The following is a 22,011-nucleotide window of genomic DNA, read 5'->3' on the forward strand; positions in this document are numbered from 1 at the left end:
CATGCGCCATATTATTTCTATCCTGATCGAAAACGAAGCAGGGGCTTTGTCGCGTGTGGCGGGTCTTTTTTCTGCACGGGCATACAATATTGAGTCACTGACTGTTGCACCAACAGAAGATCCATCTTTGTCACGTATGACGATAGTGACTAACGGTACAGACCGTATCATCGAGCAAATTGTGAAACAACTAAACAAACTGATCGATGTTGTAAAACTAATGGACTTAACTGAAGGGCCTCACATTGAGCGTGAAATGATGCTGATTAAAGTCAAAGCAGCAACTATGGCTCAAAGAGAAGACGTTAAACGTCTTTGTGATATTTTTCGGGGACATATTATTGATGTGACCTCATCAACGTATACCATTGAATTGACAGGGGCTGTCAACAAGCTGGATTCATTTATCGAAGCACTTGCTGAACATAAAATTATTGAAACTGTCCGTTCAGGTGTCACAGGTATTGCTCGCGGCGAGAAAAGCTTGCACCTGTAAACTGAATTTATATTCGTTCAAGAAAATCTAAGGAATTCAATCATGAGTTTGAACATTTATTACGATAAAGATTGTGACTTATCAATCATCCAGGGGATGAAAGTCACCATCGTTGGTTATGGTTCACAAGGCCATGCCCACGCATGTAACCTGAAAGATTCAGGTGTTGATGTCACAGTTGCTTTACGTGCCGGTTCTTCATCTATTGCTAAAGCACAAGCTGCTGGTCTGACAGTTTCTGATAACGTCGGTGAAGCAGTGAAAGGTGCTGATCTGGTGATGATTCTGACACCTGATGAGTTCCAATCTCAGCTATACAAACAAGAAATCGAACCTAATCTGAAAAAAGGTGCTGTTTTAGCCTTTGCTCATGGTTTTGCGATTCTATATAACCAAATTCTTCCGCGTGAAGATCTTGACGTTATCATGATTGCACCAAAAGCGCCTGGTCATACAGTGCGTAGTGAATTTGTGAAAGGCGGTGGTATTCCTGACTTAATCGCTATCGAACAAGACGCTTCAGGCCGTGCAAAAGATATCGCACTGTCATATGCATCTGGTGTTGGTGGTGGCCGCACAGGTATTATCGAAACGACTTTCCGTGATGAAACAGAAACCGATTTATTTGGTGAACAAGCTGTTTTATGCGGTGGTGCCGTTGAATTAGTTAAAGCCGGCTTCGAAACATTAACCGAAGCAGGTTATGCACCTGAAATGGCGTACTTCGAATGTCTGCATGAGTTAAAACTGATTGTCGATCTGATGTATGAAGGTGGTATCGCCAATATGAATTATTCAATCTCGAATAATGCTGAATATGGTGAATACGTAACCGGTCCTCGTGTTATCAACGAAGAAAGTCGTTGGGCAATGCGTGAAGCACTGAAGAATATTCAGGAAGGCAAATACGCTAAACAATTCATTCAGGAAGGTCAGACGGGTTATCCTGAAATGACAGCAATGCGTCGTATTAATGCTGAGCATCCAATTGAACAAACCGGTGCAAAACTGCGTTCTATGATGCCTTGGATTCAAAAAATTGTTGATAAGTCTAAAAACTAATCAATTAATAGATTGAAAATCAACGGGGGCGGTTGTGAAAACAATCGCCCCCGTTTTGTTTGTGCGTCTGAACTGTCATAATGTAACGACTAATCAACAGGAGCCTGTATTTATGATTAATAGCGAAAAGCCTCAAAATCGCGGTATCTATTTACTACCGAATTTATTTACAACAGCTGGGCTGTTTGCAGGGTTTTACGCCATTGTCGCAGGCATTCGTGGTGACTTTGAAACAGCGGCTATCGCTATCTTTATCGCGATGATCATGGATGGGCTTGATGGCCGTATTGCACGTATGACTAATACCCAAAGTGCTTTTGGCGCGGAGTACGATAGTTTAGCGGATATGGTGTCGTTCGGTATGGCACCGGCATTAGTCATCTTTCAATGGTCGTTGAATGGGATGGGCAAGTTTGGCTGGATGGTAGCGTTTATCTATGCTGCCTGTGGTGCATTAAGACTGGCTAGATTTAATACTCAGATAGGAACGCAAGATAAACGTTATTTTCAGGGCCTGCCAAGCCCCGCTGCTGCGGCAATTATCGCAGGTTGGGTGTGGGCCGGTACAAGTAATGATTTCAGTGAGAATATGATTGCTATTTTCACCATTCCTATCACCTTTGGTGCAGCTATTCTGATGGTCAGTTCGATGCGTTACCATAGCTTCAAAGAGCTTGATTTAAGAAATAGGGTACCTTTTGTAGTGATGCTGGTACTCGTACTAATTTTTGCACTGGTTGCTATAGACCCACCGACAATCTTATTTAGCGTATTCTTGATTTATGGCTTATCTGGCCCTGTTTTTACTTTGTTGAAGCTGCGCCAGCATCGTTCAGAACGCGCTCAAGCAAAAGAAGAATAAAATAAACAATACTATTGATAATCTGGTTCACACATTTATGACTGATAAGCTAATAATTTTTGATACAACTTTACGCGACGGTGAGCAGAGCCCGGGCGCATCGATGACAAAGGATGAAAAAGTCCGTATTGCTAAAGCGCTCGAGCGCATGCGGGTTGATGTTATCGAGGCTGGGTTTCCCATTGCCAGCACCGGTGACTTTGAAGCGGTTCAAGCCGTTGCCAAGGCCGTTAAGGATAGTCGTATTTGTGGACTATCCAGAGCATTAGATGCCGATATCGACAGAGCAGGTGAAGCACTTAAACTAGCTAATGCGTCGCGCATCCATACCTTCATTGCAACATCACCTATCCATATGAAAATGAAACTGCGGATGGAGCCTGATCAGGTAATTGAAAACGCAGTTCGTGCAGTAAAACGTGCCAGACAATATACAGACGATGTCGAGTTTTCTCCAGAAGATGCTGGTCGTAGTGAAACTGATTTTCTGTGTCGAATTCTTGAGGCAGTCATCGATGCGGGTGCATCGACTTTGAACATTCCTGACACGGTCGGTTATAACTTGCCCCACCAGTTTGGTTCATTAATTTCAACCTTACGTGAACGTATTCCCAACGCGGATAAAGCCATATTTTCTGTTCATTGCCATAATGATCTGGGTCTGGCTGTTGCCAACTCCCTATCGGCGGTCATGAATGGAGCAAGACAGGTTGAATGTACTATCAATGGTTTAGGTGAACGCGCTGGTAATGCCGCTTTAGAAGAAATTGTGATGGCGGTAAGAACACGTCAGGATATGTTCCCGTGCGATACCGATATTGATACCCAACATATCTTGTCTGCCTCACGGTTAGTGTCTGGTATTACCGGTTTTGTTGTTCAGCCAAATAAAGCGATTGTGGGTGCCAATGCCTTTGCCCATGAGTCAGGTATACATCAGGACGGTGTACTGAAAAACCGTGAAACCTACGAAATTATGCGTGCTGAAGATGTTGGCTGGAATACTAACAGAATGGTGCTTGGTAAACATTCAGGCCGAAATGCCTTCCGAAGTCGCCTTCAGGAGTTAGGCATTGAATTATCATCTGAAACTGACTTGAATGCCGCATTTACACGCTTTAAAGAGCTGGCAGATAAAAAACATGAAGTTTTTGATGAAGATATCCAAGCCTTAGTGAGTGACACAGTGGCCACTGCGGATGAACGTGTGAGTTTAATCTCAATGAAGGTGTGTAGTGAAACTGGCGAAACGCCTTTTGCTACAGTGACATTGTCAGTCGATGGTAGAGAAGTACAGACTCAAATGAGTGGCGGGGGACCTGTTGATGCGGCATATAAAGCCATAGAGTCTATTGTACAGAGTCAAACAGAGCTTCAACTGTATTCGGTTAATAGCATTACAACGGGAACCGATGCGCAAGGTGAAGTCAGTGTTCGTCTTGAGAAAGGCGGACGAATTGTAAGTGGTCAGGGTGCAGATACCGATATTGTGATTGCTTCAGCAAAAGCTTATCTCAATGCATTGAATAAAATATTAAGCCCTGTTGACCGAGCTCATCCTCAAGTCTAATGGCATTAACGCAATATCAATACTCAGTATTGTCTGAAATGGGCATACCTGTCTGGACACTACGTCAGAGCAATAATACTGAAATAATAAAGGCTAATGAGTCACTATCATCAGATAATTTGCAGAGTCAGTCTCTGCAAATTCCTGATGATGTCGAACTGCTTATTGTTGTTGAAACTACACAATTAGACACAGTTGAACGTCGATTATTATCCAGTATTCTTAAAGCCGTCAGCTTAGATACTAGGCAACAACTAATGATTGAGTCGTCAGACTTGGGGCTCATGCACCAAGATAATTTTCATAGTAAAACAATTATTACTATGACTCAGACTGAACACAGCTTACCTGATGATATTGAATGCGTTCAGTTACCATCTTTAGCAGCCATGCAAAGTCAACCCTCTTTAAAAGCCGTTGCCTGGCAACGATTAAAACATTATCGCACCGCTTTTAATTAACGGATAAAAAATATGGTCTCCCCAAGAGTAATGACGGATCAGGACTTGCAGGTTGTTCATAATATCGAATGCTCAGCAAATCAGTTTCCGTGGACGCTCAAGAACTTTTCCGATAGTCTTGATGCCGGACATTATGCATGGGTCTATTCTGATGCTTATGATGTGATTTTGGGTTATGCCATTGTACAGTTAGTCCTGGACGAAGCTCATCTGCTTAACCTTTGTGTCAGACCAGATATGCAACGACAAGGATATGGTCGATTTATACTTGAGCATATCATTGATTTTTCCAAAGCCCGATCGGCTTCGATTGTGGTTTTAGAAGTTAGAGAGTCAAACAAGAAAGCACAAAATCTCTATGAACAGCTAGGTTTTAATGAAATGTCAGTCCGCAGAGCTTATTACCCGGCAGAAAATGGTAGAGAGAATGCAATATTGATGGGTTTGGATTTATCTATGTTATCGATTTTCGGTGATATATAAGTAAACTCAAGACCACGGCACTTGATATCATCTGAGTGCTCTTTTAGAATAATTGACTCAATTACTCGGTTATTTTTCACATATTAGGAGATAAAAACATGGCTTATGAATTGCCACCACTTCCCTATGCTAAGGATGCATTAGAACCAACAATTTCAGCAGAAACGCTTGAATATCATTATGGTAAACATCACCAAACTTATGTGACTAACTTGAATAACTTGGTACCGGGTACTGAATTTGAAGGTAAGTCATTAGAAGAAATCATCACTAAAGCTTCTGGTGGTATCTTTAATAATGCCGCGCAAGTTTGGAACCATACTTTCTACTGGAACTGCATGACACCAAATGCAAAAGGTGCTCCAGAAGGCGATTTAGCTGCTGCTATCGACAGCACATTTGGTTCTTTTGATGAATTTAAAGAAGCATTCAGCAAATCAGCGGCGACAAACTTTGGTTCAGGCTGGACTTGGTTAGTCAAAAATGCTGATGGCAGTATTGCTATCGTTAACACAAGTAATGCTGGCTGCCCGCTGACAGATGGTCAAAAACCTTTATTGACTGTTGACGTTTGGGAACATGCTTATTACATTGACTTCCGTAATGCACGCCCTAAATATCTGGAAGCTTTCTGGGGCTTGGTTAACTGGGACTTCGTATCAGCAAACTTTGCTGGCTAGTTAATCGTGTTGTAGAGTAAATTTGTTTATTACTTTATAACATTATAAAATACACGATTTTTGATAAATGGCAGTTTCATTTGAAACTGCCATTTTTCGTTTATTGGCTTTAAAAAGCCGTTTTTTTTAATGCCGTCAGGGCAAGGAGTACAAGCCATGACAGAGTCGGTCATGCCCACATACGGACGTCTAGACGTCACTTTTAGTGAAGGTAAAGGCGCTTGGTTAACTGATACAGATGGAAAACGCTATCTTGATGCGTTAAGCGGTATTGCTGTATGTAATTTGGGGCATTGCCATCCTGCTGTGACGCGAGCTATTCAGCACCAGGCGGAAACATTAGTACATACTTCCAATATGTACCATATTGCTTTGCAAGAAAAACTGGCTGATAAGCTAACGGCCTTGTCTGGAATGGATCAGGTGTTTTTTTGTAATTCAGGTGCAGAAGCCAATGAAGCTGCAATTAAGATTGCTCGCAAATATGGCCACAGTAAAGGCATAGATAAGCCTGTAGTGATTGTAATGGATGGCAGTTTCCATGGTCGTACAATGGCGACGTTGACTGCTACAGGTAATGCTAAAGTACAGGTAGGATTTGATCCTTTAGTGCCTGGCTTTGTCCGTGTTCCATACAATGATCTTGATGCTTTACGCATGGCGATTGGTCACTGGCCTGAAGCTGTGGCAGTGTTACTTGAACCTGTACAAGGTGAAGGCGGAATTAAAATACCTGACAGTGAATATTTAGCGGGTGTTCGTGCCATCTGTACACAACGCAAATTACTGATGATGCTGGATGAAGTGCAGACAGGTATTGCCAGAACGGGTAAATGGTTTGCTTATCAACATAATGTAGAGCTCGTACCTGATGTGATGACCTTGGCGAAAGGGCTGGGTAATGGTATGCCAATTGGCGCTTGTCTTGTTGCTGGTAATGCTGTTGGTATTTTACAAGCAGGTAATCATGGTTCGACATTTGGTGGCAATCCGTTAGCCTGTAGTGCAGCATTAAGCGTATTAAACACGATCGAAGAAGATGGCATATTGGGACACGTCAACGTGCTTGGAAAACAAATGCTGGAAGGTTTTCAGCAAAGACTGCTTGGCAAAGCTGGCGTGAAAGATGTGCGTGCACATGGGATGATGTTTGGTATCGAGTTATCAATGCCTTGTGCTGAGTTGGTTAAAAAAGCACTAGCAGAAGGTCTGTTGATTAATGTCACAGCAGAATCTGTTATTCGTTTATTACCACCGTTAATCCTCAATGTTGAGGAGTCCCAAATGATCGTAGATAAGGTGAGTAAACTCGTACTCGAGTTTTTGTCTTCGCAACAGGTTGAGAGTGTAGCCTAAACATGAGACATTTTTTAACTTTAAAAGACTTGAGTGCTGATGAGTTAGAAGCATTAATTAATCGTGCATCTGAGCTCAAAAAAATGCAGCATAAAGGTGAAATTTACCAGCCTTTGAAGAATAAAGTCCTGGCGATGATTTTTGAAAAGTCATCTACACGTACCAGGGTTTCCTTTGAATCAGCCATGATACAGTTTGGTGGTGGCTCAATATTTTTATCACCTGATGATACTCAACTTGGCCGTGGTGAACCTGTAGAAGATTCTGCACGTGTAATTTCATCTATGGTGGATGCGGTAATGATCCGTACCTTTGAACATGCCAAGATTGAAACATTTGCAAAATACTCTTCTGTTCCGGTAATCAATGCTCTGACCGACGATTTTCATCCATGTCAGTTATTAGCCGATATGCAGACTTATCAAGAGCATCGTGGTTCAATTAAAGGTAAGAAAGTGGTCTGGATTGGGGATGGCAATAATATGTGCCATTCATATATCAATGCTGCGCAACAATTTGGCTTTGAGCTGCATATAGCCACGCCGGTAGGTTATGAACCGAAAGCGGATATTGTGTCGTCGGTAGATGCCACAATTGCGTTATTCAATAATCCAGCAGAGGCGGCAAAAGATGCGGATCTTGTTGTAACTGATGTTTGGGCCAGCATGGGACAGGAAGAAGAACAACGTAAACGTGAAGAAGCTTTTGCTGAGTTTCAGGTCAATAATGACATCATGAAACTGGCAGCAAAAGACGCTTTGTTTATGCACTGCTTACCTGCACATCGTGGCGAAGAAGTCACCGCCGATGTCATTGATGGTGAACAAAGTGTTGTATGGGATGAAGCTGAAAATCGATTACATGCACAAAAGGCTTTATTAGAGTTTTTATGTGCAGAGCAAGAGCTTAGTTAATTTAGCTCTTGCTCTAATGCTTCCAGACGCTCTATCGTACCTATATCAGACCAGCGGCCATCATATAACTCTGCAGTCATCCGCTTATTTTTTATCGCTTCTTCAAACAATGGCCTAAGCGCTTTGCGTTCGACTTTCAGGTGTTGGAAAAGTCGAGGATGGTAGAGGCCAATACCACTAAAAGTAAATTTACTCTTGCCTTCAAGGCTGACTAAATTATCCGCTTGGATTGCAAAGTCGCCATCAGCATTATGATCAGGATTGTTTACCATAATTAGATGGCAGTCAGTACCAGCTGCTAGCGCATGTCTTATTAGCACAGAAAAGTCAAAGTCCGTCCAGATATCGCCATTGACCACAATGAATGGTTCGTCACCCAGCAGACTTAATGCTTGAGTTATACCGCCTGCTGTCTCCAAGCTGCCAGCGGTTTCGGGTGAATAAACGATGCGACAACCGTAATTCTCACCATTGCCAAGAACAGCAGGAAACTGTTCACCCAGGTGAGCATAATTAATCACGATTTCCTGAATACCTGCAGATACTAAATTATCAATAAGGTATTCAATCAGACGCTTATTTCCAGCATATACAAGCGGTTTGGGAGTGTGATCTGTTAAAGGTCGCAAGCGTTCACCTCGGCCTGCAGCTAAAATCATTGCTTTCATTTTATTGCCATAATTTCGGGGGTAAAGGTAAGAAACTCATATAAAGCCTCAAGTTCTTTGTATCGCTCGCAGACTTCCAGTACATAGTGAAGCGTAAGAGGTAAGTCATTAAGGTAATTAGCTTTACCATCACGATAGTTGAGGCGGCAAAAGATGCCAAGCACTTTAAGGTGTCGCTGCAATCCGGTCAAATCAAACCAACGCTGTAGATCCTTACCTTGGGATTGTGTAATCAGTTTGTTATTTATTGCTTGTTCTTTGTAGTAGTTTAGCCAGTTCTGCTGCTGTTCAGCTGGCCACTGAATGTAACAATCTTTCAATAATGACACCAAATCATAGGTAATTGGGCCGACCACCGCATCCTGAAAATCGATAATACCGAGGGTATTGTCGGCACAGACCATTAGGTTTCGGCTGTGGTAATCACGATGAACAAAGCAGCTAGGTTGCTGTTGTATTTCATCAATAAGAAAATCATAGACAGCGGTGAGTATTTTCGGGACTTTTAAGTCTAAATGTCGACTCAGAAACCAATCAGGGAATAGTGACATTTCATCCCGTAGTTTTGTCTCATCATAATCAGGCAATGATGTGTTTGCCGGATGAGTTTTTTGCATAGAAATTAACTCATTAATGGCTTTCCGATAGAGATTATCGGCATTGGCAGATGTTAATGACTTTAAAAAGGAAGTATCGCCAAAATCGCTGAGCACTAAATAGCCATTATCTTCATCTTTGGCATAGATATGTGGTACTGCGACATCATATTTTGCAAGAAACTCATCAACTTTGATAAAGCTGCTTATATCTTCATGCTCAGGTGGTGCATCCATCACGATGTAGGAGCTGTTAGTTTGTTTCAAGCGGAAATATCTTCTGAAACTGGCATCACTGGAGGCTACAGTGATATTTAAATGATCATCAGGAAATAGTTTTTCTACCCAGGTAGTCAGTTGATTGAGTCTGGCATCGTTGATCGCGTTTTTCATGTAATTTTTACTCAAAATCTAAGTCTTTGTTCTTTATTTATAAATTTAGTTTGTGATGAAATCATTGTGACTCTATGAAAAGAGTGGTGTGAATATTATTTATATCTGGCGTATTATCGGGAATTATTTCCTAACTCATCAGTCAATCTGATGGGTGTTAAATAATGCTTTAGCTACAATGGAGTCGCAATGAAAAAATTTTTAATATCGGCACTTTTATTAAGTGCATCTTCAGCTGTTATCGCTCAAGAGTATGTCACACCTGCTGATATGCCAGAAGCAGCACAAACGAAAATGTATTCTATCCTCACAGACTACAATAAATGCATGATGCAAGGACACTTGCATTCGAATCATACAGCTGAAAACCCACAAAAAGCCGCTGAAGCAGTTATGCAAAGCTGTGAAAACCACCTTGATGAACTGAAAACGCATTTAACGTCCAACGGCGTTGAAAGCAGTTTAGTTGAAGGTATGGCTAAGTCAATGCGTTCAAAAGCCGCTCGTCAGCTTATGACAAAAACAATGAACAATTATGCAGCACAAGCTGCTGCTATGGCTAATGCCGAAAAACTGAAAGAGCAATCAGCAAACGAATAAATGTTTTACTCATTGAGTTGAAGAACATCAACGCCTTCCTTGTTCAACAACTCAATGAGTTTTATCAGTGGCAAACCAATCAGACTATTTGGGTCATCGCCGTCTAATTTAGTAAATAAAGCAATGCCTAAGCCTTCGGATTTAAAACTGCCAGCACACTGATAGGGCTTTTCTTGTTCCAGATAAAAGTGAATCTGCTTTTCAGACAGTGATCTGAAATGAACAGTAAAAGGTTCTACTAAGTGATGCATCGTTAGGCTTTGAGCGTTATACAAGGCTAAGCCTGTATAGAAGGTGACAGCCTTACCTGAAGCAGATAAAAGCTGTTTTACAGCCGTTTCATGATTGCCGGGTTTACCTAAGATTTTGCCATCTATCACTGCAACCTGGTCAGAACCAATAATGAGTGCTTCAGGGTAGTCTTTAGCAATGGCTAAGGCTTTTTCCTTTGCTAAGCGTTCAACCAGTGATGGGGCTGTTTCCCCTTCAAGTACAGATTCATCTATATCGGGTGCGTGTTGTATAAAGTCTATCCCCAGCTTTTTTAAAACTTCAGCTCTGAACGGTGAGCTGGAGCCCAGTATTAATGTCTGCATGATATTTTTCAATGTTATTAAGTTTAGGTAATAACTGTGGGCACTGTTCTACCTGTTAGCACAGCTATATTGGCTAACTGGTTTGCCAGCTCGATAAGCTCAGATAAGGCTGTCTGTGTATCTTGATTTAGTCTATCAGGCCTGTCTTCATAAGATTCGATATATACGCGTAATGTGGCGCCTTCTGTTCCGGTACCTGACAATCTGTAAATAATTCTGTCACCACCTTCAAAGCCAATACGAATGCCTTGTTTTTCAGCGATACTGTTGTCGATAGGGTCATGATAACTAAAGTTATCCGCATAGCTGACAACTCGCTCTCCGAACTGTTTCTTTGGCAAGCTTGGGAGCTGAGTTTGCAGATGTTGAATTAACGCTTCTGCTTGTTCAGTAGGAACACCTTCGTAATCATGTCGAGTGTAATAATTCCGCCCAAATTGTTGCCAATGTTGATTAACCAGCTCAGCGACGGACTGATGTTTAACCGCTAAAATATTTAGCCAGAAAAGGACTGCCCACAAGCCATCTTTTTCACGAATATGATTCGAGCCTGTGCCAAAGCTTTCCTCGCCGCAGAGAGTGACGCGATTTGCGTCTAATAAGTTACCAAAGAACTTCCAGCCGGTCGGCGTTTCATGTGATTCGATACCCAGTTTTTCAGCAACGCGATCGGCGGCCTGGCTGGTTGGCATTGAGCGAGCTATACCCGCAATACCAGATTTATAAGCAGGGATGTACTGTGAATTCGCAGCGAGAATCGCCAAGCTATCAGACGGGGTGACAAAAAACTGTTTACCCAGGATCATATTACGATCACCATCGCCATCCGAAGCGGCGCCAAAATCAGGCGCATCATCAGAAAATAATTCTGTAACGAGTTGTTCGGCATAAGTCAGATTCGGATCAGGGTGACCACCACCAAAGTCAGGTAATGGAATACCATTTATCACTGTGCCGGCAGGGGCGCCTAGACGTTTTTCTAAAATCTCAATTGCATAAGGACCGGTGACCGCATGCATGGCATCGAAGCGCATAGAAAAGTTGCTGGAAGTTAGTAGTGCTTGTATGGCACGGAAATCAAAAATAGTTGCCATCAATTCTGTGTAATCGACTACGGAATCAATTACTTCAACACTCATCTCTCCTAAACTCTGCGTGCCTAATTTATGAAGAGCGATATCTGCTGCATTGGATATTTTGTATTGGCTGATTTCAGCTGTTTGCTGATAGATTTGATTGGTAATTGATTCCGGCGCTGGACCGCCATTACTCGTGTTAAATTTTATGCCGAAATCACCATCAATACCCGCGGGGTTATGACTGGCAGATAAAATCAAGCCACCAAAAGCCTGATATTTTCTGATAACGCATGATGCAGCAGGTGTCGACAGAATACCATTTTGACCAACCCAGACATGAGCAAAACCATTGGCTGCTGCCATTTTCAGAATTATCTGTATGGCTGTTTGGTTATAATAACGGCCATCGCCACCGACAACGAGGGTTTTACCTTCACAATCACCCAGCGCGTTAAAAGTCGATTGAATAAAGTTTTCCAGATAGTGGGGTTGTTTAAATACACTTACTTTCTTGCGTAAACCAGAAGTGCCTGGTTTTTGGCCTTCAAAAGGTGTGGTATTTATCGTCGAAATTGGCATAAAAACTTTCCTGAATGAAACAATTGAGCAGCATTATTGCTAGACTCACGCTATTTGAATGTAATCCACTATACTAAGTCCATGAATAAGCCTCAACACATTGATAAAGCACATTTGATGCGGATGGCAACATACGCTTCTGTGGCGACAGCCATCACTTTGATAATAGCCAAGTTATTTGCCTGGTTCCTGACTGATTCGGTCAGTGTATTAGCCACATTAGTCGATTCTAGTTTGGATGTTTTGGCATCTATTTTAAATATGATTGCCGTACATCACGCATTACAACCAGCAGATAGAGAACATCGTTTTGGTCACGGCAAGGCAGAATCACTCGCTGGTCTGGGTCAATCAATGTTTATCGCAGGGTCTGCTGGCATCCTGCTACTTCAGGCTATAAATCGTCTGTTCAAACCCGAGGCAATGGAGCAGGGGATGACGGTGAGCCTAGCTGTTATGCTGTTTTCTATTGTAGCTACATTAGCATTAATGACATTCCAGAATTATGTCATCAGAAAGACGGACTCAACCGCAATTAAAGCGGATGCCCTTCATTACAAAACAGATTTGTTGGTCAATGGCGGTGTCATCCTGGCATTAGTGCTTAGCATGAATGGCTGGTACTTATCTGACCCTATCATTGCTATCGCCATAGCATTGTTTATTTTGCACAGTGCCTGGGGCATTGTGAAAGAATCGATTGATTTACTCATGGATCATGAATTGCCGGATGAAGAGCGGGAAAAAATTAGTGCATTGATATTGAATCATCCTCAAGCAAGGGGATTACACGATTTACGGACCCGGCGTTCAGGCACAACGGTCTTTGTACAACTTCATTTGGAGCTGGATGAAAGACTGACCTTAAGAGAAGCACATGAGATTGCCGATAAACTTGAGCATCAGATAGCTGACTTATTCGATGATGCAGAAGTGATTATCCATGAAGATCCGATTACTCATTTACCGCTAGAGTCATAACATAAAGTGAATACAATACGGTGACGATTTCGTATAATTAGCACACAACAATATTGAGGCCAGTACAATTATTACCTTCGATTTATCCACTCAAATAACCATCGCTGTCGCGGTGTGTGTTCTACTGTGTTTAGTGTTTGTGATTAAACGTAAAAGAAAACGTTCACGTTATTCAAGAAAGCTGGAACGTTCATTACAATCAATAAAAAAGCAAGAAGCAAAATCTATTATTATTCCTGATGGTTTAGGTGGGGCGATAGAAATAGAACGCTTACTGCTGATTGAGCAAGGGTTATTGATTATTGAAACATATCCGATGTCAGGACATTTATTTGGTGCCGATCACATAGATCAATGGACACAAATTATCGACGGTAGAAGCTTCAAGTTCACCAATCCACTACATCGGATCTACAACACTAAACATGCGTTGCAGTTATTAGCACCGAAAGTCCCAATCTTTTGCCGTATAGTCTTTTCTGAAAATAGTAACTTTCCTAAAGGTAAACCCAGCGAAGTCTCTGTTATCAGAACCTTAGATGAAGATTTGCAGGGGCTTGCTAAGGAACCAAGTGTAAATCAACTTGGAGAGATTGCATGGGAGCGAATCATCAGAATTGCTCGTACTGACGGCCAATCATTGTTGAGGGATGTCAAAATATAATGGAAACCAAACCACTTGTTCTTGCTATTTCATCTCGGGCTTTATTCGATTTGGATGAAAGTCATAGAATCTATGAAGAACAAGGCACAGAGGCTTATTGTAACTATCAAATCGAAAATGAAGATGTGCCTCTGTCACCAGGCGGCGCCTTTAGTTTAGTGCGTAAATTATTGGCATTGAATGATAACAATCCCAATACGCCTAAAGTTGAAATTATTCTGTTATCACGTAATTCTGCCGATACTGGACTACGCGTTTTTAATTCCATACAGCATCATAAATTAGCTATTACTCGTGCGGTATTTACATCAGGTAGCAGTCCGTACAGATATGTAGCGCCTTTTAACGCACATCTATTTTTATCAACCAGTCCTGAAGACGTGGGTATGGCGTTGGAAGCCGGTATTGCTGCCGCCACTATTCTGCCATCACATATCAGAAGTAATAATGACAGTGATCAGCTTAGAATCGCATTTGATGGTGACGCTGTTCTTTTTTCTGATGATTCGGAACGTATTTTCAAAGAAAAAGGCTTGAAAGCTTTCACTGAAAATGAGCAGCAGACCGCGCGTGAACCCTTACCCGGTGGACCATTTAAAGATTTCTTGATGGCACTGAATCAGATTCAGACTGAATACGGTGAGAATGCATCACCTATCAGAACAGCATTAGTCACAGCGCGTTCTGCGCCTGCACATGAACGTGTTATTCGTACTCTAAGAGCATGGGATATACGAATTGACGAAGCTATATTCCTGGGAGGAATGGATAAAGGCCCGTTTTTGAAATCATTCGGTGCGGATATCTTTTTTGATGACCAGGAAAAGCATTGTCAATCCGCTGTGGAACATGTTGCTACCGGACATGTTCCGCATGGTGTTGCAAATCAAAAAAAAGCGCAGGATTAACCTCTAGTGGTCAATGCATCGATATCTGATTGGATAAAACAACTCAGTGAAGAGGATATGCCAATCTTTGCTGGCACTGTGGCGAATGTCACCAAGGCATTACATAGTGGTAAAAGTTCAGCATCAGATGTGGCTAATATTATTCTTCAGGATGCCTCTTTAACCAGTCGGGTTTTGAAGGCAGCCAATACCGTTCATTTCAATCCAACCAGACACAGCATCAGCACTGTTTCTCGTGCAGTAATGGTCATGGGGTTTGATCAAATAAAAGTCATTACACTGTCAATGGCGCTCATTGATAATCTGAGAGTAGGTGAACAACGCGCCCAGTTGATTCAAGAAATGGCTTTTGCATTTCATGCAGCTACTCAAGCACAAGAGTTTGCAAAACAGTTGAAGTTAGACGACGCCGAAGATATTTTTGTTGCGACCTTACTTTCACGTCTTGGCTATATGGCATTTTGGGCATTTGCTGGTGAAGAAAGCCTGACACTGTTGAATGAAATGCATGAAGGAATAGAGTCAACCAAGGCAGAGCTGAAAGTGTTGGGCTTCAGACTGACTGACTTAACAAAAACCCTCTGTCATGATTGGTCATTAGGCGAGTTACTTAATGACTATTTGAATAATCGCTTGTCGGCAAAAAATACCAAGGTTATTTCTCTGGCTGTTGATATTGCAACAACAGCACAGCAGGGATGGAAGCAGGTAGAGCTAGAAACAGTATCTAAGCGTGTGGCTCAAATTTGTGATGTGTCAGTTGAAAAAGCAAAAAAATTAGTTCTATCTAATGTGAACAAATCGAAAGAGCTGACAGTGCTATACGGAAGCGAACAAATCAGCAGGGCAATTCTGTTACCCGACCATATCGATGAAGCTGAAGCCTTACCAAAGCTTGATATTCCTGATGTTCTGAATGATTTTTCTGCTCCCGATTTTGACTATCTAATGAGAGTGTCACAAGAGATGACACAGGTACTACAAGAGCTGCCGCTACCATCAATCAGTATTGTTCTGGAAATGACGCTTGAAGGACTCACGCGCGGTTTGGGTATGGATCGGGCTGTGTTCATGTTGCTGAATGAAACACGAACAAAGTTAACCTGCAAAACAGGGCTAGGAAAACAGGTCGATGAGCTTAAACAGCAGTTAATTATTGATCTGGCTTCCAATCAGGTATTTAAAAGAGTAGTAGAGCAGCGTCAGTCTTTATTTCTAGAGAAAAGTAACGAAGACAATATTTCCAAACAAATCAGAGCCATGCTAGAAGGGTCATCGTATTTGCTCATGCCTGTAGTGGTAAAAAATAAAGTTATTGGCTTGTTTATGGCCGATCGAAGTTCGAGCAAGCGAGATATTTCTCAGCAAGAATTCATTGCATTTCAGCAGTTTTGCCAGCAAACGAACATGGGAATTAGTTTTTTAGCGATTCAAGGCTAGTTTTATCGAAATGTTATCGCTATAATAGCCGACTTCTTTCAGGCATCAGGCATGCCTGATAAATGATTATGCGAGAGTGGCGGAATTGGTAGACGCGCTGGATTTAGGTTCCAGTAGGGTAACCTGTGAGAGTTCGAGTCTCTCCTCTCGTACCATTACTACAATAGGCGGATGGCGAAACCGCCATGCCTAAATCCCCATGTTTGAGGTTAGAGAATGCAAGTTACTGTAGAAAACGTGAGCGAACTTGGTCGCCGTATGACCGTCACAGTCGAAGATGCCAATATCGAGCAAGCAGTACAGGAACGCCTTAAGTCAATTAGACCTAATGTGAAAATGGCGGGTTTCCGTCCCGGCAAAGTACCGATGAACATGGTCGCTAAAACACACGGACCATCTGCACGTCGTGAAGTTATTGACTCTCTTGTTCAGGAAAGCATGCGTGAAGCCTTCACCCAAGAAGGTGTTAATCCAGCTAGTCCTCCACATATCGATAGTATGGATGAAAAAGGCAGTAACTTTATCTATACCCTTAACTACGAAGTTTTCCCAGAAGTAGAAAGTGTCAAACTTGATGACATTACATTGGAAAAAACAGTTGCTGAAGTGACTGATGAAGATGTAGACCGTATGTTGGAAACGCTACGTGAACAGCGTATGTCGTGGGAACCACTAAAACGTGGTGCGAAAGAAGGCGATGGCATTACTATTGATTTCGTTGGTACCATCGACGGTGAAGAATTCCAGGGCGGCAAGGGTCAGGATGTGTTACTCGAATTAGGCGAAGGACGTATGTTGCCTGAGTTCGAAGAACAATTAATTGGTAAAAAAGCCGATCAGGAAGTTGAAGTTACATTAACTTTCCCTGAAGATTACCGTGCAGAGCACTTACAAGGTAAAGAAGCTAAATTTGCTGTTACCGTCAAACAAGTTGCTAAGAAAAAATTACCTAAACTGGATAAAGAATTTGCTGAACTGTGTGGTGTCGAAGATGGCATCGCTGCACTGAAAAAAGAAGTCCGTGCCAATATGGAACGTGAACTGAAATCAGCATTAAAAACACTGAACAAACGTAAAGCGATGGATTCATTGGCCAAAAACAATGAAATTGCTTTACCGTCAGCCCCTGTTGAACGTGAAGCACAATATCTTGTTGAGCAAGCAAAAAACAATCTCCGCAATCAGGGCGTAAATGTTGAAGGTTTGCCTTTCAATCCTGACAATTTTAAAGAAAATGCAGAAAAGCGCGTTAAGTTAAGCCTTTTGATTGGTAAGATTATTTCTGATAACGAAATTCGTCCTGAGGAAGATCGCGTAAAAGAAGCTATTGACGCGATTGCGGCTAGCTACGAAGATCCAGAAGAAGTTGTTACCTTCTACATGAACAATCAAGAAAGACTGTCAGAAATTCAAATGACAGTTGTAGAGGACATGGTAGTTGAATGGATTTATGACCATGTTAAAGTAGAAGAGAGTACATCGACATTCTCAGACGTCGTTAATGCAGTATCTAACTAATTAACAACGCTGATATTGAATGCAGCCCGTACTCATGTGAAATGGGTATGGGCTGTTTTTTTATTGGGACCTTGAAATTAGGATGGTTATGACAAATAAATTTTCTGGTGAAGAAACCAGTATGATTCAAAACGCACTGGTGCCTATCGTCGTTGAGCAAACATCTCGTGGTGAACGCTCGTATGATATTTTTTCTCGTTTATTAAAAGAACGTGTCATATTTTTAGTCGGCCCTGTTGAAGATCAAATGGCTAACCTGGTAGTTGCCCAGTTGTTATTCCTTGAATCAGAAAATCCTGATAAAGACATTCATCTATATATCAATTCACCTGGTGGTGCAGTAACGGCTGGGTTAGCTATTTACGATACCATGCAGTTTATTAAACCTAATGTCAGCACATTGTGTATTGGTCAGGCCGCCAGTATGGGCGCGGTTCTTTTAGCCGGTGGTGCAGAAGGAAAGCGTTATTGTCTGCCTAATTCACGTATCATGGTGCACCAGCCATTAGGTGGTTTCCAGGGACAAGCTTCTGATTTTGATATTCACGCAAAAGAAATTTTGAGTATTCGTGATCGTTTAAACGGAATTCTTGCCAAGCATACTGGTCAAGATATAGAAGCAATTCGTAAAGATACTGACCGTGATAACTTCATGAACGGTGAACAAGCTGTCGAATATGGTTTAATCGACTCAGTATTAACAAGCCGACCTACAGAATAAGCAATCTCGGCCGATAAAATTTATAGATGACGCGTAAGGTAGTAAAAATATGAGCGACGACAAAAATAACGATGATAAATTACTTTATTGCTCTTTTTGTGGAAAAAGTCAGCATGAAGTAAAAAAATTAATCGCTGGTCCATCTGTATTTGTTTGTGACGAATGCGTCGATCTATGCAACGACATTATTCGTGAAGAAATGCAGGAAATGGCGACTGAAGAAGCCGAAAGTAAATTACCTACACCTCGCGAAATTAATGATGCACTAGATAATTACGTGATCGGACAAGAACGCGCTAAGCGTTACCTTTCTGTTGCGGTTTATAACCATTACAAACGTCTTCGTACGGCTAATAAAGATAACGACGTAGAACTGTCTAAAAGCAATATTCTTTTAATCGGGCCTACCGGTAGCGGTAAAACGTTATTAGCTGAGACATTAGCCAGACAGTTAAATGTGCCTTTTACTATGGCTGATGCTACCACGCTTACAGAGGCCGGTTATGTAGGGGAAGATGTTGAAAATATCATCCAGAAGCTACTGCAAAAATGTGATTATGACGTTGATAAAGCAGAGACAGGCATCGTCTATATTGATGAGATAGATAAAATTTCTCGCAAATCAGACAACCCATCAATTACTCGCGATGTGAGTGGTGAAGGTGTTCAACAAGCATTGCTGAAATTGATTGAGGGAACGATTGCCTCTGTACCACCACAAGGCGGACGCAAACATCCTCAACAAGAGTTCTTACAGGTAGATACAAGTAAAATTTTATTTATCTGTGGTGGTGCTTTTGCTGGTTTGGATAAAGTTATCAGAAATCGTACCCAAAAAGGTGGTATTGGCTTCTCTGCTGAAGTAAAAAGTGTGGATGACAATAAGCCATTGAGTGAGTCATTACGGACGGTCGAGCCTGAAGATCTTATTCAATATGGTCTTATTCCAGAGTTTGTTGGTCGCCTACCGGTAGTTGCTACATTGGATGAGCTAGACGAAAAAGCATTGGTTCAGATTCTAACTGAACCTAAAAATGCACTAACTAAGCAGTATCAACAATTATTCAATATGGAAAATGCTGAACTTGAGTTCAGAGATGATGCATTAAGAGCTATCGCCAGAAAAGCTATGGAGAGAAAAACAGGCGCTCGTGGTTTACGATCTATCATTGAAAATGTGTTGCTTGATACTATGTTTGAGTTACCGTCAGCAGATAACGTTTCCAAAGTAGTGATTGATGAAAGTGTGATTGCTGGTGAGAACTCACCTATTTTGATTTACGAAGATCAAAGCACTGATATGGCCTCTGGCGATAAATAATCAGTCAACTATACCGTTGTATCTGCACATTAAATCAAGCATACGATTTCTGTATGCTTGATTTTTTATTGTCTGACCCCATATTGAATTCATGTCCTAAATTGGGTGTCTACAGACACATGTAAGAGGTTTGCCTTAATGGAAAATGAACTAACTACCACTTCAAACGATAACAACATAAAGGTTGTTCCTGTTTTACCTTTACGTGACGTTGTCGTGTATCCCTATATGGTGATACCACTTTTTGTTGGTAGAGATAAATCTATCAAAGCCCTTGAGTCGGCAACGGATGAAAGTAAACAAATCCTGTTGGTTGCACAAAAAGATTCATCAGAAGATACGCCTGACTCTGATGGTTTATATGAAACAGGAACACTGGCAAATATCTTACAACTACTGAAACTGCCTGACGGTACGGTTAAAGTATTGGTCGAAGGTGTACAGCGTGCAAATGTGGTTTATTTCCATAATCATGATACGCATACAGAAGCCGAAGTGGCACCATTTATTGATGATATCGAAGATGACCGTGAAGCCGATGTTCTCATGCGAACGTTATTGGGTCAATTTGAACAATACGTCAAATTAAATAAAAAGATTCCACCTGAGGTGATTTCATCGCTTTCGAGTATCGAGGACGTGTCGCGTATGTCTGATACCGTTGCTGCTCATATGACACTGAAGCTTGAAGATAAGCAAATGTTACTTGAGATGAGTGATGTAAAAGCGCGCGTTGAGAAGTTAATGGCTTTCCTTGAAGGCGAGATTGATATTCAGCAGATTGAAAAACGTATTCGCAACCGTGTTAAAAAACAAATGGAAAAAAGCCAGCGCGAATACTATTTAAACGAACAGCTCAAAGCCGTTCAGAAAGAGTTAGGCGAAATAGACGAATCTGCAAACGAGACGGATGAGCTTGCTGCGAATATCGAAAAAGCCGGCATGCCGGCCGAAGCACGTGCAAAAGCGGAATCAGAATTGAAAAAGCTTCGCATGATGTCGCCAATGTCTGCAGAAGCGACTGTAGTTAGAAACTATATTGAATCGTTACTGGAAGTGCCTTGGAAAAAACGCTCAAGAGTGACGTTGGATTTGCACAAGGCTGAAGAGGTCTTGGATGAAGACCATTACGGTCTTGAAAAAGTCAAAGAGCGTATCGTTGAATACCTTGCAGTCCAGAAACGTGTAAAAAAATCAAAAGGTCCCATTCTTTGCTTGGTCGGTCCTCCTGGTGTGGGCAAAACATCGATTGCACAATCTATCGCGCGGGCGACTAATCGTAAGTTCACCCGAATGGCTTTAGGTGGTGTTAGAGATGAAGCTGAAATCCGTGGTCATCGTCGCACATACATAGGTTCTATGCCTGGTAAAGTCATACAGAATATTTGTAAAACAGAAGTAAAAAATCCTTTATTTCTGCTTGATGAAATAGACAAAATGGCTCAAGACTTTCGCGGTGACCCTGCATCAGCATTACTTGAAGTGCTTGATCCTGAGCAAAATTCAACGTTCGCCGATCATTATTTAGAAGTTGAATATGATTTATCCGACGTTATGTTTGTCTGTACTGCAAATACATTGAATATCCCCGATGCATTACGTGATCGTATGGAGATTATTCGTCTTGCGGGCTACACAGAAGATGAAAAACTCAATATCGCCATGAAATATCTTTTGCCTAAAGCGATCAAAGACAATGGTCTTAAAGCTGAGGAAATTGATATTCAGGAAGATGCCGTCATGGAAATTATTCGGCGTTATACCCGGGAGGCTGGTGTACGTAATTTACAACGTGAAATTTCTAAAATCTGCCGTAAATTAGTGAAACAAATTATTACTGAGCAGCCAAAAGAAAAAGTTATCGTGACGGCCGATAATATCGAAACATACTTAGGTGTATATCATTATCAATATGGTGTGGCAGAAGAAAGTGATCGTGTCGGTCAGGTAACCGGATTAGCCTGGACTGAAGTCGGTGGTGAGCTATTAACGATTGAATCAGCTATTATGCCAGGTAAAGGTAAGTCTGCTTATACCGGTAAATTAGGTGATGTTATGCAGGA

At 41.6% G+C, this 22,011-nt stretch carries 22 protein-coding genes and 1 tRNA gene; 19 read left to right on the plus strand and 4 right to left on the minus strand.

Going from position 1 to position 22,011, the window contains the following annotated elements; translation table 11 throughout:
* Position 1: 1 nt before the first annotated feature.
* The 9 genes from ilvN to argF all read left to right on the plus strand — a co-directional run bounded on the left by ilvN (position 2) and on the right by argF (position 7,884).
* Positions 2-496: an acetolactate synthase small subunit gene (gene ilvN, locus B2248_RS07055; protein ID WP_273182909.1), complete on the plus strand. Its 495-nt coding sequence runs from the start codon at positions 2-4 to the stop codon at positions 494-496.
* Between the two features lie 48 nt (positions 497-544).
* Positions 545-1,558: a ketol-acid reductoisomerase gene (gene ilvC / locus B2248_RS07060; protein ID WP_040576429.1), complete on the plus strand. Its 1,014-nt coding sequence runs from the start codon at positions 545-547 to the stop codon at positions 1,556-1,558.
* A 112-nt stretch (positions 1,559-1,670) separates the two neighbouring features.
* On the plus strand, positions 1,671-2,420 hold the full coding sequence (gene pssA / locus B2248_RS07065) for a CDP-diacylglycerol--serine O-phosphatidyltransferase (RefSeq protein ID WP_007145169.1): 750 nt from the start codon (positions 1,671-1,673) through the stop codon (positions 2,418-2,420).
* A gap of 37 nt (positions 2,421-2,457) precedes the next feature.
* Entirely contained in the window at positions 2,458-3,990 is a 1,533-nt protein-coding gene (locus tag B2248_RS07070) for a 2-isopropylmalate synthase (RefSeq protein WP_007145168.1), read from the plus strand.
* Positions 3,990-4,451, plus strand: coding sequence for a DNA polymerase III subunit psi (locus B2248_RS07075; RefSeq protein ID WP_007145167.1), 462 nt, complete (start codon positions 3,990-3,992; stop codon positions 4,449-4,451). The genes B2248_RS07070 and B2248_RS07075 overlap by 1 nt, the downstream gene beginning before the upstream one ends.
* Before the next feature lie 12 nt (positions 4,452-4,463).
* Positions 4,464-4,934, plus strand: a complete 471-nt coding sequence (rimI, locus tag B2248_RS07080) for a ribosomal protein S18-alanine N-acetyltransferase (protein ID WP_007145166.1) — start codon at positions 4,464-4,466, stop codon at positions 4,932-4,934.
* Between the two features lie 98 nt (positions 4,935-5,032).
* Positions 5,033-5,614, plus strand: a complete 582-nt coding sequence (gene sodB, locus B2248_RS07085; protein WP_007145165.1) for a superoxide dismutase [Fe] — start codon at positions 5,033-5,035, stop codon at positions 5,612-5,614.
* Positions 5,615-5,770: 156 nt separating this feature from the next.
* Entirely contained in the window at positions 5,771-6,970 is a 1,200-nt protein-coding gene (locus B2248_RS07090) for an aspartate aminotransferase family protein (protein ID WP_273182913.1), read from the plus strand.
* Positions 6,971-6,972: 2 nt separating this feature from the next.
* Positions 6,973-7,884, plus strand: coding sequence for an ornithine carbamoyltransferase (argF, locus tag B2248_RS07095; protein WP_273182915.1), 912 nt, complete (start codon positions 6,973-6,975; stop codon positions 7,882-7,884).
* Here the strand turns inward: argF and murU are convergent.
* Together murU and B2248_RS07105 are read right to left on the minus strand one after the other, a co-directional pair.
* Positions 7,881-8,552, minus strand: coding sequence for an N-acetylmuramate alpha-1-phosphate uridylyltransferase MurU (murU, locus tag B2248_RS07100; protein ID WP_273182917.1), 672 nt, complete (start codon positions 8,550-8,552; stop codon positions 7,881-7,883). The two genes, argF and murU, sit on opposite strands and share 4 nt — an antisense overlap.
* Positions 8,549-9,541 (minus strand): aminoglycoside phosphotransferase family protein, encoded by a 993-nt coding sequence (locus B2248_RS07105; protein ID WP_273182919.1) that lies wholly within the window; start codon positions 9,539-9,541, stop codon positions 8,549-8,551. The genes murU and B2248_RS07105 overlap by 4 nt, the downstream gene beginning before the upstream one ends.
* Positions 9,542-9,730: 189 nt before the next feature.
* On the opposite strand from B2248_RS07105, the gene B2248_RS07110 reads away from it, so the two are divergent.
* On the plus strand, positions 9,731-10,141 hold the full coding sequence (locus tag B2248_RS07110) for a hypothetical protein (protein WP_007145160.1): 411 nt from the start codon (positions 9,731-9,733) through the stop codon (positions 10,139-10,141).
* A gap of 5 nt (positions 10,142-10,146) precedes the next feature.
* On the opposite strand, the gene B2248_RS07115 is transcribed toward B2248_RS07110, so the two are convergent.
* Both B2248_RS07115 and B2248_RS07120 read right to left on the minus strand, forming a co-directional pair.
* Positions 10,147-10,737 carry a Maf family protein gene (locus B2248_RS07115; protein WP_273182920.1) on the minus strand — a complete coding sequence of 197 codons (591 nt, stop codon included), beginning with the start codon at positions 10,735-10,737 and terminating at the stop codon, positions 10,147-10,149.
* Positions 10,738-10,760: 23 nt separating this feature from the next.
* On the minus strand, positions 10,761-12,395 hold the full coding sequence (locus B2248_RS07120; protein WP_273182921.1) for an alpha-D-glucose phosphate-specific phosphoglucomutase: 1,635 nt from the start codon (positions 12,393-12,395) through the stop codon (positions 10,761-10,763).
* A gap of 81 nt (positions 12,396-12,476) precedes the next feature.
* On the opposite strand from B2248_RS07120, the gene B2248_RS07125 reads away from it, so the two are divergent.
* From B2248_RS07125 to lon, 9 genes are all read left to right on the plus strand, one after another.
* Positions 12,477-13,376, plus strand: coding sequence for a cation diffusion facilitator family transporter (locus tag B2248_RS07125; RefSeq protein WP_273182923.1), 900 nt, complete (start codon positions 12,477-12,479; stop codon positions 13,374-13,376).
* 139 nt (positions 13,377-13,515) lie between these two features.
* Positions 13,516-14,040: a nuclease-related domain-containing protein gene (locus tag B2248_RS07130; protein ID WP_273182924.1), complete on the plus strand. Its 525-nt coding sequence runs from the start codon at positions 13,516-13,518 to the stop codon at positions 14,038-14,040.
* The gene (locus B2248_RS07135) at positions 14,040-14,948 is read left to right on the plus strand and encodes a 5'-nucleotidase (RefSeq protein ID WP_007145155.1); all 909 of its coding nucleotides are present in this window, start codon (positions 14,040-14,042) and stop codon (positions 14,946-14,948) included. The genes B2248_RS07130 and B2248_RS07135 overlap by 1 nt, the downstream gene beginning before the upstream one ends.
* A 6-nt stretch (positions 14,949-14,954) precedes the next feature.
* Positions 14,955-16,388, plus strand: coding sequence for an HDOD domain-containing protein (locus tag B2248_RS07140; protein WP_007145154.1), 1,434 nt, complete (start codon positions 14,955-14,957; stop codon positions 16,386-16,388).
* 70 nt (positions 16,389-16,458) lie between these two features.
* Positions 16,459-16,543: transfer RNA gene (locus tag B2248_RS07145), tRNA-Leu, on the plus strand.
* A 61-nt stretch (positions 16,544-16,604) separates the two neighbouring features.
* Positions 16,605-17,906 carry a trigger factor gene (gene tig, locus B2248_RS07150; protein ID WP_007145153.1) on the plus strand — a complete coding sequence of 434 codons (1,302 nt, stop codon included), beginning with the start codon at positions 16,605-16,607 and terminating at the stop codon, positions 17,904-17,906.
* 88 nt (positions 17,907-17,994) lie between these two features.
* Positions 17,995-18,627 carry an ATP-dependent Clp endopeptidase proteolytic subunit ClpP gene (gene clpP, locus B2248_RS07155; RefSeq protein ID WP_007145152.1) on the plus strand — a complete coding sequence of 211 codons (633 nt, stop codon included), beginning with the start codon at positions 17,995-17,997 and terminating at the stop codon, positions 18,625-18,627.
* A 49-nt stretch (positions 18,628-18,676) separates the two neighbouring features.
* Complete coding sequence (clpX, locus tag B2248_RS07160; RefSeq protein ID WP_091713735.1) at positions 18,677-19,948, plus strand: ATP-dependent protease ATP-binding subunit ClpX; 1,272 nt, start codon at positions 18,677-18,679, stop codon at positions 19,946-19,948.
* 138 nt (positions 19,949-20,086) lie between these two features.
* Positions 20,087-22,011 (plus strand): endopeptidase La (gene lon / locus B2248_RS07165; RefSeq protein WP_286722588.1); only part of this gene is annotated, 1,925 nt, incomplete at its 3' end.

It is taken from the genome of Methylophaga sp. UBA2012, assembly GCF_002335235.1.
GTDB classification, from domain to species: domain Bacteria; phylum Pseudomonadota; class Gammaproteobacteria; order Nitrosococcales; family Methylophagaceae; genus Methylophaga; species Methylophaga thalassica.

Coding starts and splice junctions, on each gene's coding strand:
- ilvN (WP_273182909.1), top strand. CDS start 2: ATGCGCCATATTATTTCTATCCTGATCGAAAACGAAGCAGGGGCTTTG.
- pssA (WP_007145169.1), top strand. CDS start 1,671: ATGATTAATAGCGAAAAGCCTCAAAATCGCGGTATCTATTTACTACCG.
- B2248_RS07070 (WP_007145168.1), top strand. CDS start 2,458: ATGACTGATAAGCTAATAATTTTTGATACAACTTTACGCGACGGTGAG.
- B2248_RS07075 (WP_007145167.1), top strand. CDS start 3,990: ATGGCATTAACGCAATATCAATACTCAGTATTGTCTGAAATGGGCATA.
- rimI (WP_007145166.1), top strand. CDS start 4,464: ATGGTCTCCCCAAGAGTAATGACGGATCAGGACTTGCAGGTTGTTCAT.
- sodB (WP_007145165.1), top strand. CDS start 5,033: ATGGCTTATGAATTGCCACCACTTCCCTATGCTAAGGATGCATTAGAA.
- B2248_RS07090 (WP_273182913.1), top strand. CDS start 5,771: ATGACAGAGTCGGTCATGCCCACATACGGACGTCTAGACGTCACTTTT.
- argF (WP_273182915.1), top strand. CDS start 6,973: ATGAGACATTTTTTAACTTTAAAAGACTTGAGTGCTGATGAGTTAGAA.
- murU (WP_273182917.1), bottom strand. CDS start 8,552: ATGAAAGCAATGATTTTAGCTGCAGGCCGAGGTGAACGCTTGCGACCT.
- B2248_RS07105 (WP_273182919.1), bottom strand. CDS start 9,541: ATGAAAAACGCGATCAACGATGCCAGACTCAATCAACTGACTACCTGG.
- B2248_RS07110 (WP_007145160.1), top strand. CDS start 9,731: ATGAAAAAATTTTTAATATCGGCACTTTTATTAAGTGCATCTTCAGCT.
- B2248_RS07115 (WP_273182920.1), bottom strand. CDS start 10,737: ATGCAGACATTAATACTGGGCTCCAGCTCACCGTTCAGAGCTGAAGTT.
- B2248_RS07120 (WP_273182921.1), bottom strand. CDS start 12,395: ATGCCAATTTCGACGATAAATACCACACCTTTTGAAGGCCAAAAACCA.
- B2248_RS07125 (WP_273182923.1), top strand. CDS start 12,477: ATGAATAAGCCTCAACACATTGATAAAGCACATTTGATGCGGATGGCA.
- B2248_RS07135 (WP_007145155.1), top strand. CDS start 14,040: ATGGAAACCAAACCACTTGTTCTTGCTATTTCATCTCGGGCTTTATTC.
- tig (WP_007145153.1), top strand. CDS start 16,605: ATGCAAGTTACTGTAGAAAACGTGAGCGAACTTGGTCGCCGTATGACC.
- clpP (WP_007145152.1), top strand. CDS start 17,995: ATGACAAATAAATTTTCTGGTGAAGAAACCAGTATGATTCAAAACGCA.
- clpX (WP_091713735.1), top strand. CDS start 18,677: ATGAGCGACGACAAAAATAACGATGATAAATTACTTTATTGCTCTTTT.